Origin of the sequence: Bacillus pretiosus (genome assembly GCF_051294775.1) — a bacterium.
Taxonomy (GTDB): Bacteria; Bacillota; Bacilli; order Bacillales; family Bacillaceae_G; genus Bacillus_A; species Bacillus_A wiedmannii.
In genome coordinates this window covers 1-278 of sequence record NZ_JBPPHF010000680.1, presented here as the reverse complement: position 1 = coordinate 278, position 278 = coordinate 1, and the positions used below count along the sequence as shown (strand labels likewise).

Here is a 278-nt window from a genome sequence, read left to right as displayed (position 1 = left end):
ATATTATATAGAGCAAATGATTAGACAGCGACAAATGAAGCAAGAGTTTAAAAAGGTATCTTTTACAATGTTTATGACGCAATTAAAAGGCATGATGAATATGCCGTTTTTATATCCACAATATATATCAGAAGTGCTGCATTCTTTTCCGTCTGAGACATTTTTCATAGAAATGTACACGAAAGAAATTGAACTATGGATGGAGCAAACATTATGTATAACGAATATGTACTATGAATTGCCAAGAGCTGTTCATATGTGAAAAATCCCCACCTAAC

The 278-nt window shown here is 32.4% G+C and carries 1 pseudogene; it reads left to right on the top strand.

The window, feature by feature from the left end:
* Positions 1–262 (top strand): annotated as a pseudogene (locus tag ACSG5Z_RS32670) (TetR family transcriptional regulator); the annotation flags it as partial.
* Positions 263–278 lie beyond the last annotated feature (16 nt).